Annotated in this window: 8 protein-coding genes; 4 read left to right on the plus strand and 4 right to left on the minus strand. The window is 72.0% G+C overall.

The features are described 5' to 3' along the window. Positions 1-31: 31 nt before the first annotated feature. The 4 genes from ACFWP3_RS35860 to ACFWP3_RS35875 form a co-directional block, all read right to left on the minus strand. A complete protein-coding gene (locus ACFWP3_RS35860; protein WP_384229665.1) occupies positions 32-4,150 on the minus strand; it encodes an alpha-(1->3)-arabinofuranosyltransferase family protein in 4,119 nt (1,372 codons plus the stop codon). After that, on the minus strand, positions 4,147-4,878 hold the full coding sequence (locus ACFWP3_RS35865; RefSeq protein WP_384229667.1) for a class I SAM-dependent methyltransferase: 732 nt from the start codon (positions 4,876-4,878) through the stop codon (positions 4,147-4,149). Before ACFWP3_RS35865 ends, ACFWP3_RS35860 begins: the two co-directional genes overlap by 4 nt. Further along, positions 4,875-6,074 (minus strand): glycosyltransferase family 4 protein, encoded by a 1,200-nt coding sequence (locus ACFWP3_RS35870; RefSeq protein WP_384229669.1) that lies wholly within the window; start codon positions 6,072-6,074, stop codon positions 4,875-4,877. The genes ACFWP3_RS35865 and ACFWP3_RS35870 overlap by 4 nt, the downstream gene beginning before the upstream one ends. A 238-nt stretch (positions 6,075-6,312) precedes the next feature. Next, positions 6,313-7,308, minus strand: coding sequence for a DUF3068 domain-containing protein (locus ACFWP3_RS35875; RefSeq protein WP_384229672.1), 996 nt, complete (start codon positions 7,306-7,308; stop codon positions 6,313-6,315). Between the two features lie 259 nt (positions 7,309-7,567). On the opposite strand from ACFWP3_RS35875, the gene ACFWP3_RS35880 reads away from it, so the two are divergent. From ACFWP3_RS35880 to ACFWP3_RS35895, 4 genes are all read left to right on the plus strand, one after another. Continuing rightward, positions 7,568-7,714 (plus strand): hypothetical protein, encoded by a 147-nt coding sequence (locus ACFWP3_RS35880; RefSeq protein ID WP_384229674.1) that lies wholly within the window; start codon positions 7,568-7,570, stop codon positions 7,712-7,714. 28 nt (positions 7,715-7,742) lie between these two features. Beyond that, a complete protein-coding gene (locus ACFWP3_RS35885; RefSeq protein WP_384229676.1) occupies positions 7,743-8,996 on the plus strand; it encodes a helix-turn-helix domain-containing protein in 1,254 nt (417 codons plus the stop codon). A gap of 117 nt (positions 8,997-9,113) precedes the next feature. Further along, positions 9,114-9,773 carry a Scr1 family TA system antitoxin-like transcriptional regulator gene (locus tag ACFWP3_RS35890; RefSeq protein ID WP_384229679.1) on the plus strand — a complete coding sequence of 220 codons (660 nt, stop codon included), beginning with the start codon at positions 9,114-9,116 and terminating at the stop codon, positions 9,771-9,773. Between the two features lie 70 nt (positions 9,774-9,843). Then, a complete protein-coding gene (locus ACFWP3_RS35895) occupies positions 9,844-10,128 on the plus strand; it encodes a hypothetical protein (protein WP_384229681.1) in 285 nt (94 codons plus the stop codon). The last annotated feature ends 946 nt before the right edge of the window (positions 10,129-11,074 follow it).

Genomic DNA, 11,074 nt, shown 5'->3' on the forward strand with positions numbered 1-11,074 from the left:
CGGGCGGCAGGGGCGGCGAGGGACGGGCCGGTCACGTGTCCTCGGCCCGGTGCCGGGACCCCGTGGCCCGCCGGTCCGCCGTGACCAGCGTGGCGGCGAGCGCCAGCAGCGCGAGCACCTCGGCGGCCGGGCTGAACGCCCCGCTCGGGGGCATGAGGACCGCCAGCAGGCCGGCGCCGGTCATCGCCGCCGCGGCGACGTACGGCAGCAGGCTCGGCCACCGGAACGAGATCAGGACCAGCGGGACCGCCAGCAGTGCGAGCGGACCGCCGACGACGCCGAGGACCACCAGAGGGAAGACCACGCCCAGCAGCCACCGGGGCGCCTCGGACACGTCCCAGTCCTGCGGGCCGGGCTGGTCGTGCGGCCGGCCGCCCCGGCGCCGCAGCGCCGGCACCACGACCAGCCCGGCGAGCACCAGGAGGGCGAGGCCGCCGAGGGCGAGCCCGAGGCCGTAGGTGGTGGCGGGGGCGTACGAGAGCAGTACGGTTCCCTCCGCGCCCGCCGGGACCACGTAGCCCTGCTGCCAGCCGTCGAGTCGGACGGACTGCAGCGGCTTGCCGTTCAGGGTTGCGCGCCAGCCGCGGTTGGCGTTCTCGTGCACCTGCAGGTAGGAGGCCTCGCCCCCACCGATCTTCACGCTGCGTTCGTCCCCGGACCAGGACACCACTTCCACCGTCCGGCGCGAGCCGGGATTGGCAGCCGGGGCGACGTCGCGGGCAGAGAGGGTGAGACCGGTGACGGCCAGTGCGCCGTCGTCCGAGGCGGACACCCGGTGCTTGCCCTCACCGAGCGTCAGGGCGGATCCGGTGGCCGGGCACAGGTTCACGGTGACGGGATGCCGCTTCTCCAGGGCCGTGGCCGTACCGGACACGGAGGTCTGGTGGGCGGTTCCGTCCACGGTGAGGACCGGGCCCTTGCCGCACGGCAAGGTGAAGGCTGTGTCCTTCGTGTCCTGGGCCTTCTGGGCGTCTTGACGGACCACCAGATCGGCTAGGGCCGGGATGTGCACCTCGCTCAGGCCCGCCGGCAGCTGGAGGTTCTGCCCGGCGAGCGGGTTGTGGATCACGACAGGGGCGGTCGCGGTGACCGTGATCGTCAGCTGGTCGGTGGTCAGCGGGGCGAACCGGACCAGGCCGTTGGCGTCCACCGCCGCGCTGACGGCGTCGGTCGGGGTGCTGAGCTGCACCTGGGTCGGCCGGGAGGAGAGACCGCCGGCGGCGCCGAGCACCAGGTGGTCAATGGGGCGGCTGCCCTGCCAGGCGAGGCGGACTGAGGACTTGGCGCCCGCGATCCAGGCGGTGGTGAAGTCGCCGTCGAGCAGGTTGCGGGGGTTGCCGGAGCTGGTGGAGTCGGCCTCGATACCGATCTTTCCCGTGGCCCGGCCGGGGGCGACCTGGTCCAGCAGGGCGTCCAGGGCAGGACCGGGCAGGGCGACGGCGCTGCCCGTCACCTTGAAGTCTCCGGCTTCGGTGGTGAGTTGGCGGTTGAGTCCGGTCTCGATGGTGCCCGACTGGGAGCCGCCCAGGTCGAGGGTGCGGTGCAGCGAGTAGGCGTCGGCTGTGGCGGCCGGGAGGGACAGCACACGGGTGGCCTTGACGCCGGGGATCGATATTTCCGAGAACCCGGCTCCGCCCACGCCCGTCGAGGAGGCGACGGCGCCCTCGATGGTGATCTTGACCCAGGCGGCGGGCCCGGCCGGAGCGTTGACGTTCTGCGCCACGGCCTGCGGCTGCAGCACACTCACCTCCGAGCCCCGGTCCGTGGTGATCCGCACCTTGGTGATGGTGGGCCGCAGGGAACCCCCGGCGAGCGGGGTGACCTTGAGGGTGGCGGGGAGGTCCACCGCTTCGTTGAGGTCGATCCGCAGCCACTGGCCCACCGGGTCTGCGCTGCTGCCCTCGGTCCAGGCCGTGCCGGTGTTCCCGTCGAAGGCGCCCACCGGGTCGTACTGCGGCAGGGCGAACAGCCAGGAACCGTAGGAGGAGGCGGTGACCGACTTGGCGCCCTCGATCACCGAGGTGGTCTGCTCGGCGGCGGAACCGGCCGGGCCCGAGGGCAGGATCTGCCGCGGTGCGCCGCCCGGGTCCTGGCCGGCGTCCTTCGGGTTGGTCTCGGTGGCCGTGTAGGTGTACGAGTTGTTGCCGTCGACCAGGCCGAAGAGCGTGTCGCTCCGGCGCTGCCCGTCGGCTGTCGCCCGCAGCGCTGCGCCGGTGCCGGCCGGCAGGGGGTCGCCGGAGAGGATCACGGGCCGGTCGGTCACCGTACCGCTCGCGGAGAGCGGGAGCAGCGACTCGGGGCCGCCGCTGACCACCGCGGTGTCGGCGACCGGGCGGGTGGTGACCCTGCCAGGTGCGGCGGCACCGCCAGTGGGGGTGAAGACCTCCACTGCGGCATACCGCTGGGACAGCCCCTGTACCTGCACCGGGGTGTCGGGTGAGAGCTGCCCGGAGGTCATCGGGGAGCCGAAGCCGGTCACCCGCTCGTAGCCCGAGGCCAACAGGGTGGCGCGTACCGTCTGGGGCGGGATGTAGCCGACCTGCGCGGGGTCGAGGTCGTTGCGGACTACCAGGTGGTGCACGCCGGACCGCTCGAGGAACGCGACGAGCCCCGGCACTTTGGTCCCGGTCGCCAGCGCCTCCTGGATCGCCTCCAGGTAGCGGCGCTCGCCGGCCTGGCCGAAGGGCACGAAGTTGTACTGCGCCCAAGGGGAGTCCGCCAGCACGTCGAGCGGCTCGTCGATGGTCGAGCCCCAGGTGTAGAGCCCGTGCGCGTCGGCGGGAACCACCAGGGCCCGGCTGTCGGGCGCTTCGGCGGACAGGTAGGCCGCGGTCTGCTTCCACTGCGAGGGCAGCGCCTTGAAGGAGCCCGGCTGGACGATGTTGCCGTTCAGGTAGGGCAGCGCGAGGCCGGGCAGTACAGCGAGTGCGACCATCGCCGGCACCAGCCGCAGCCGGGCGGCCGTCCGGGGCAGGGGCCGGCCGCACAGGTGCGCCAGGCCCAGGGCCAGCGCCAGCGCGAGGCCGGTCTGGAACTTGTAGATGTTGCGCAGCGGCGCCAGAGCACCGTCGAGCAGCTGCTGCACCGCGCCGTGGAAGGGCGCGCCCAGGGAGCCGCCGTACCCGGCGAGGGTGATCAGCGCGACCGTACCGACAACCAGCAGCAGCCAGCGCCGCTCGGGCAGGTCGCGGCGGGCGAGCCCGGCCAGGCCGAGCGCTGCCGCGAGCGCGGAGCAGGCGATCACCAGGACGTTCGCCGCGACGTCCCACCCGGCGGGCAGCCAGGCCGTGCCGAAGTGCAGGTAGGCCACCCAGTTTCCTGCCCCGCGCAGCAGCTCGGTGGCGGACATGGTGGCAGTGGTGGTGGACGCCTGCTCGATGTAGCGCAGGAAGTCGGCGCCGTAGGAGTTGAGCAGCACCAGCGGCACGGCCCACCAGGCGGTGGCGAGTAGCACGCCGGGCACCCACCAGGCGATCAGGTGCCACTTGCGGCTGCCGCCGGGCCGGCTGAGCAGGTAGAGCCCGACCGGAAGCAGCGAGGCAGCGACCGAGGTTGCGTTGACGCCGCCCATCAGCGGGATCACCAGTGCGGAGCGGAGTGCTGCGGCGCGCGCCGAGACGAAGCGGGTGAGCGGCAGCAGGACCCAGGGCAGAACCGCGCCGGGCAGCGCGGCGGCCGAGGTGGAGCCCACCACGATGGTGAATACCGGCCACAGCGCGTAGCAGGCCGCGCCGAGCAGCCGGCTCGGCCGGGAGCCGTAGCCCAGGCGTTCGGCGAGCCGCAGCGCGCCCCAGAAAGCGGCGGTCACCACGAGCGACAGCCACAATCGCTCCGCCAGCCAGACCGGCAGCTGGAGCAGATCGGTGATCAGGTAGTACGGCAGCATCGGGAAGGCGTAGCCGACGTACTGGTTGGACAGACCGCCGAAGCTGCCCTCGCTCTGCCAGAGCGTGCTGAGCGAGCCGAGGAAGCCCGCCGGGTCGAGCGCGACGGCGAGTTTGGTGTCGAAGGCGATCCGCCCGGGCGCGGCGGCCAGGAAGGCGGACAGGATCAAGAGCCAGAAGGCGGCGAGCCAGCGACGGCCGGTACGAGGTTGGGGGCGCGGCCTTGAGGGCGGCGCGGAGGGGAGCTGCAGAGTGGGGGCGCTCATTCGGAGGTTCTCCGCATCACCAGGAGAAGGTTCCAGGACGCGATCTCGCGCAGGCCTGGAATACGGACGAGGGTCTCGGCCAGGAACGGCCAGTAGCGCGATCGTGCGGAGAGGACCTCGACATCGTCGCGCCCGCGTACGTGACGCAGCACCGGGCCGATGTGCACCCGGTAGAGGTTCTCGCCGAGGGTGTGTTTTGCGCTGTGCCCCGTACGCCGCTGGTAGCGGCGCCGGGCCCGGTCGGCGCCGAGCAGGTGCCAGGGCGAGGTCTCATGGCCACCCCAGGGGGAGAACCAGTTGGTGTACGAGAGGTACACCAGGCCGCCGGGGCGGGTGACCCGCACCATTTCGCTGATGAAGGTCTGCGGGTCGGGCACGTGCTCCAGCACGTTGGAGGAGAAGCAGACGTCGGCGGCGCCGTCGGTGAGCGGTAGCCAGTACCCGTCCGCGACGACCGCGTGGCCGGGTGTGCGTCCGCCGCGCGCGTGCAGCTCGGTGAGGTCCGGTTCGAAAAGGAAGGCGTGCGCGCCGCGGGCCCGGAACGCCTCGGTGAAGTGGCCGGCGGCGCCGCCGACATCGGCCACCACCGCTCCGGCCAGGGGTGTGTACCGCTCGACCTGGTCGGCGGCGTCCTCGGCCAGCAGTGTGTAGAACCTCTCTGGGTCGCTCTGCTCGCTGCGGAAGGCGCGGAACAGCGCGAGGGAGCGGCGCAGGGAGGGGTCTTTCACGAGCGCTCCGCCATGGTCGGGGCCGACGGCTCGGCCGAGGTCCGTCTGAATCCGGCCCGCCCGGAGCGGTGCAGGGCGACCGCTTGGGCGGCGGCGGCCTGGAAGCGGTCGACGCTGTGCTCCCAGGAAAACTGCTCCGCGTGGCGGCGGGCCGCCGCCCCCGTCGCGGCGCGGCGTTCGGCGGACAGCGCCAGTGCGCACCAGGCCGCGGCGAACCCGCTCTCCCCCTGGGCGAGCAGGCCGGTGCTGCCGTTGACGACGGAGTCCCGCAGGCCGGGGATCTCGAATCCCACCGTGGGCGTGCCGCGGATGGCGGCCTCGGTGACCACCAGGCCCCAGCCCTCCAGCGAGGAGGGGTGCAGCAGCAGCCAGCTCTGGCAGAGCAGCCGGTGCTTCTCGGCTTCGTCGACCCGCCCGGCGAACACCACGCCGGGTCCGGCCTGCGCCTCCAACCGGGCCCGCTCCGGTCCGTCGCCGACGATGACCAGCTTGCCGCCGGTGATCGGGCGGACCCGCTCCCACAAACGCAGCAGGAGGTCGATCCGCTTGTACTCCACCAGCCTGCCGACGGCGGTGAACAGCGGTTCGTCGGATTCGGGGAGCAGCGGCGCAGGGGCCTCGACCCCATTGGGCACGAGATGGATGCGGTCGGGCGGTACGCCCATGCGCGCCATCGCGTCGGCCGTGGAAGGAGACACCGCGACCATCAGGCTGCGGGAGTGGGTCCGGGTCAGCGCCCGGTGCTCAAGCATCCTGCCGACCCGGGCGACCGGGCTGGGCAGACGCTGGTCCCAGAGATCGGTGTGCACGTGGTTGACCAGGCACATCACCGGTCCTCGGTGCCACAGCGGCGCCAGGTAGGGGACGCCGTTGCAGACCTCGACCAGCAGGTCGGTCTCGCCGACGCTGCGACCGAACGCGCGCGGGGTCCGCAAGAAGTGGTCGTAGGTGCCGCCCGAGGAGACCACGCGGTAGGCGCGGTCGACGGACGGTTCCGGGCCCCCGCAGAGCAGGGTGACTTCGTGCCCGCGGTCGGCCAGTCCGGAGGCCAGCCGGTCGACGAGCAGTTCCGAGCCGCCGGAGGCGGGGTTGGCCAGGTCGCGCCAGGCCAGGACGGTGATCCGGTGGGGGACCTCCGGCGACGGCCTGACGGCCGTCAGTGCAGGGGGTGGGTGTGGGGACGTCTGATGTGCCATGGGAGCTCCTGGGAGGGGCGGTGCTCAAGGCAGTGAGGGCAGGACTCAGGGGACCGGGGGTGACCGGTGGGGGCAGTCGCACGGGAGGGACCGGGGGATGCGGCTGGCGGCGCGCTGGTAGCGCGCGCCGCCAGTCTGGGCTCTTGCTACCGCCCGGTACTACTCACCTGATTGCTAAATTCCGATTGAGTTCGCGCGCAGTACAGGGTTCCTCTGTCACTGGGGCGAGCGACGGGTGTCACCGCGAGGCGCGGCGGCGCAGCAGCACGCCCGCCGCCAGCAGGCAGACGAGCCCCGCGGCACCGGAGGCCATGGGTGCGGTGGTGCCCACCAGCTCGAGCTTGCGGGCGGCGGACTGCGCGGTCCGCACCTGTCCGTCCCGGGTCTCCGCCGTCATGGCGAGATCCGCCCGCAGCAGGACCAGCAGGTCAGGACCGTCCTCAGAGGTCCGCAGGGTCACCAGCGGCTGCGTACGGGCGTCCAACACGGTGCCGGTGACCGGGTCCACGACCACACTGAACCCGGCGTTCGCGTAGTACCGGCCGGCGACGACCTGGTTGCGGTCAGCCAGTCCGAGCAGCTTGCCGGGGACCTGCTGGGTCCCGACCTTGGTCGCGCCGAGCACGGCGCCGTAGCGGTAGCCGGTCCGGCCGTTCACGGTCGCGGTGCCCTGGAAGTCAAGGGTGACGGTGGCGCCCAGCGTGGAGTCCCAGTACGTGTACGGGCGCTTGGCCAGGCCGAACGGGAACTTCAGGTACGCCTCGCCGGAGAAGGTCGGGCTCTCGCCGTGCGAGTGCAGCGGAAGGTTGGTGCGGCGGTCGGTCACCCAGCGTTCCACCGTCCACTGGACGGATTTGCGCGGGTCGCGGAGCTCGAGCGTGGCGGCGGTATCGATCTGGGTGGAAATGTCCATTACCGCGCGGGTCTGGCTGCTCTGCGCGACGTTGCCCACCACCCGCCTGGTGAGCGTGAGGTCCTGGACCGGGCTGACGGCGACGGCCTTGGTGTCGAAAACGGTGCCACTGCCGGTGAAGACGGTGGTGGTGTTGGTGTCGATCGGCGTCTTGCGCAGGTTCGGCAGCGCGTACCAGTGCAGTAGCGGCGCCAGCACCAGGAAGAAGGCCGCGACGGCGGTCAACACCAGACCGGCGCGGGACAGCGCGCGGGGCTCCGGAGCGGGTTCGGGGAATTCGCCGGCGGGCTGGTCAAGGATCTGACCTGTGGACACGGACATGATTACGCTCCGTAAGGGGTCGGGGTCGGCACAGACCGTGCGGTGGTGAAGGCGGTGGTGCGACGAAAGGTCCCCAACGGCTGCCCAGAGTGAGGCAGGTCCCGTGTACATCCCCTGAGCGCGGAACCGTAGGTCCCCCCTTGACGAATTGTCAACGCCAGGGCAAAACTGTGCGGGCACGGGACCGGGCCGGTGCGAATGGTGTCGCCTGCTGCTCTGCCCCGCTCGCTCGGGGCCGACGAAGGGACGATCCGCAGCCATGCGTACCCGACACCCCGTTCTCACCCTCGCCCTCACCGCCGCCGCGGGGGCGGTCCTCGCCGTGGCCGCCGCGCTCGGCCTGGTCGCGCTCGCGACTGCCACTCCCGCCCAGCCCGACGTGCCGCTCGTGTCCTTCACCGGCTGATCTCAGCGCATCCAGGGAGTCTGCCCGCATGAGCGTACGAACCGATCCCGCTCCAACCATCACCCCCCGGTCAACCTCCGCATGGAGCACCGTCAGCGCCGCCGACACCGAACGTTTCATCCGCCTCGCCTGCGCGGAGATCCCCACGCTCTCGGTCGAGGTGATGCAGCAGATCCACGCTCAGTTCCCTCAGATCGTGGAGATATTCGACGACGACGGCGTCTCCGGGGTCCTCACCCGGATCAGGCAGGCTCTCGGCCCCTTCGTCGAGAGCGTCCGGGCGCCCGGCGGCCCGAAGATCGCGGGGGACGGCGGCGTACGTTTCCGCGAGGTCGCCGCCTCCCTCGATCGGTGCGAGACCCTGCCCGGGCGGGCGCTCGACTTCATGCGGGCGGTCTACCGCTTCGGGGCCCGGGTGTCCTGGCGCCGGCTCACGCAGATCGCTGATGGAGCGGGGATCCCGCCCGCCGCGATGTACGAGCTGGCCGAGGCCGGCTTCGACTACATCGAGGGCCTCGTCGCCGAAGCCACCCGGGATCAGCTCGGCAACGAGTCCCTGGCCGCCGGCGAACGGCTCCGGCGCCAGCGCCGTCTGGTCGAGCTGCTGCTCGCGGACGAGCCCGCCGACCCCGAGGCGACGGCCCAGTACGCCGCCAACATAGGCTGGCGGATCCCGGACACGGTTGCGATCGCAGTCCTCCACCGCAACGAGAACGTGCTCCTTCCACCAGCCCTAGGCACCGGCATCCTCCTCGACTGGGAGAGCGAGCAGCCCCGGCTGGTCATCCCGGGCTCCGCCCACGCCGGCCAGGCTGACGCGCTGCGCCAGGCGCTCCCGGGCTGGACCGGCGCGCTGGGGCCGACCGTACCGCTGGCCCAGGCGGCGCGGTCGTTGCACTGGGCGCAAACGGCGGTCGGGCTCATCACGGCCGGGGTCCTGCCCTCCCGTGGTCTGCTCGACTGCACCGAGCACACCACGGCGCTGCTCCTGCTACCCCCCGCCGAACTGATCGACAACCTGGCCACCGGCTGCCTCGCACCGCTGGCCGCCTGCACGCCGGGCCACGCGGAGCGGCTGGCGGACACACTGCTGGCCTGGCTCCAGACCCGGGGCGGCGCCGCGGAGGTGGCAGCGCGGATCGGCGTCCACCCCCAGACGGTCCGTTACCGAATGCGCCAGCTGAGGGAGTTGTGGGGCGACGCGCTGGACGACCACGATCAGCGCTTCGCACTGGAGCTGGTGCTCCGAGCCCGGAACCTGCGCTCGAACGCCCTTGCCTGACGGGCGTCGGGTCTTCCGGCGACGGGAAGTCAGGCGGCAGCTGAACAGAGTCGGCCTAGCCATAAAACTGCCGGACGTTGTTGACACCCGGGTCTCCGACCACTACGGAGATCTGCCATGCCCCCTTCACTGCAACAGCAGCAGGACCGTCAGGCCCAACATCGCCTGGCGGTCCTGCGCCACGCCGATGAAGTCACCGGGAACGTCGCGCTGACCTGCCGCTACTACGGCATCAGTCGCACATGCTGCTACAAGTGGCTGCGTAGGTACCAGGACGAGGGCCTCGAGGGCCTGCGGGATCGCTCCAGCAAGCCCCACCACTGCCCCCACGCCCCCGAGGCCGACGCCGAGGCCGCCGCCCGCGCACGGACCGCCCGCTCGAAAATCCTCAACCGCCGCGGCCGCACCTTCGCCTTCCTCCTGGAGGACTCCGTCCTACGCCCCGGCGTGGCCGATGCGGCCACCACCGCCGCTCAGCTGGGCCACCTCCTGGAAATGACGGCCCTGCCCCAGGTCTCCCTCGGCATCATCCCGGCCGGCGCCGCGCGCCCGCTGTGGTCGATGGAGTCCTTCACCCTCTACGACACCGCCCAGGTCGGCATCGAGCTGCTGTCCGCCCGGGTGACCCTCACCGCCCCCGGCGAGACCGCCGTCTACGAGCGCGCGTTCGCCCAGCTCTCCGCAGTCGCCCCTCTACGGCACCGGCGCCCGAGCCCGCCTGACCCGAGCGCGAACGGCATGCGGGTGACCGCCCGCAATTTCCCGCAAGAACGTTGAGGTGTCATACGCCGGTTCCCTAGCGTCCTCAGAGCCGGGACAACCCCGACGCCGCTTCAGGGAGGCCACGATGAGCGCATCCGCGCCCCAGCCCGTCACCCGCGGACGCTCGGCCAGATGCCGGATCAGGGAATCGGGCGGGGGAGGCCGGGCGATGACCGGCCTGCGGGCCTGGACCGAGACGGCGGCCGGCTCGGATCGGGAGTACTCGAGCGACGTTGGCCGCGCGGTGGCGTTCCGGCACACCCCGGGTGAGGCGCTGCGCCTGGCAAAGGTGGTGGCCGGGCCCGAGGCCGAGCGGTACCGGCGCCGGGCCACGGGGTCCGGCGAGAACGGCTCGGCGGAAGCCTGCTGACCGAAGGAGGTCCGGGGTGGGCGTGCACAGGGACCGGAGGGACCGTGTTGTCGATGTGGGCGCGACGTCTGGCAGAGGCGGGGGAGACCGCGTGGGCGTCCGTGCGGGGTTGCCGCTGCGCCCGATCCGCGTCTTGCGCCTGCACGGGGTGCGCTGATCGAGGCCAGCGCGCGGAACTGGGTAGGGGAGACGGAAAGACGGCCCATCCGTTCTGAATTGAGGTGGCCATGAACTGTGGCAACTGTGGCGCGGCCGCGCAGCAGGGGCCTGATGGACGCTGGCTCTGTACGAACTACTGTGGCTGGTCATCCGGAGTCATGTCGGGCAGTACGGCGGTAGCGTGCCCCCATGACGCAATGGCTACCGGCACAGCCCCCACGGATCGAGGAACCACCGTTGTCCGCGATGGAGATCACCGAGACCGAGTGCCGCCAGTGCGGGACTTCGATTGCCGGTCTGAACAACCGGTACGCGTGCCCGCTCTGCGGTTGGGTCAACGACCACGCTGACGGCTCGGCTGCCCTGCCGTCAGCCGAGGATGACCCGGATTACCCTGCCAAGGGTCGCCGCGGGCCGAGGAAATCGCGTGGCATGAAGTAGCGCTCCGCACACCACAAGAGGCCAGGTCCCCCCCGCCACCGGGGGTGCCTGGCCTCTTGGCGTTGGCTGCGCCGAACACTTCCTCGCTTCCGTCGGGAAGCCGGTGAGCGCGGTAGTTGGCCGGCCTGGGCACGGGTGCTGACGCCGGTCGTGAAGATCGTGTTGCGGTTCTGCGCTGGGTGCCGGGAGTGCTCCGATACTCGGGGGGCGACGGGGGGCGACGGGGGGCGACGGGGGGCGACGGGGGAGCGGGGGCAGGGGGGAGTGGACGATCTGGGCCGGCTTCGCCGCGGGGCTGCTGATCTCGATGGTGACCGCGCCGGTCGGTGTGTCGGGGGCGGTCAGC

This window comes from Streptomyces sp. NPDC058525 (assembly GCF_042719495.1).
Classification (GTDB): domain Bacteria; phylum Actinomycetota; class Actinomycetes; order Streptomycetales; family Streptomycetaceae; genus Streptomyces.

Bases quoted from the DNA above. Each gene is read 5' to 3' on its own strand.
- ACFWP3_RS35860 (WP_384229665.1), bottom strand. From the start codon at position 4,150: ATGAGCGCCCCCACTCTGCAGCTCCCCTCCGCGCCGCCCTCAAGGCCG.
- ACFWP3_RS35870 (WP_384229669.1), bottom strand. From the start codon at position 6,074: ATGGCACATCAGACGTCCCCACACCCACCCCCTGCACTGACGGCCGTC.
- ACFWP3_RS35875 (WP_384229672.1), bottom strand. From the start codon at position 7,308: ATGTCCGTGTCCACAGGTCAGATCCTTGACCAGCCCGCCGGCGAATTC.
- ACFWP3_RS35880 (WP_384229674.1), top strand. From the start codon at position 7,568: ATGCGTACCCGACACCCCGTTCTCACCCTCGCCCTCACCGCCGCCGCG.
- ACFWP3_RS35885 (WP_384229676.1), top strand. From the start codon at position 7,743: ATGAGCGTACGAACCGATCCCGCTCCAACCATCACCCCCCGGTCAACC.
- ACFWP3_RS35890 (WP_384229679.1), top strand. From the start codon at position 9,114: ATGCCCCCTTCACTGCAACAGCAGCAGGACCGTCAGGCCCAACATCGC.
- ACFWP3_RS35895 (WP_384229681.1), top strand. From the start codon at position 9,844: ATGAGCGCATCCGCGCCCCAGCCCGTCACCCGCGGACGCTCGGCCAGA.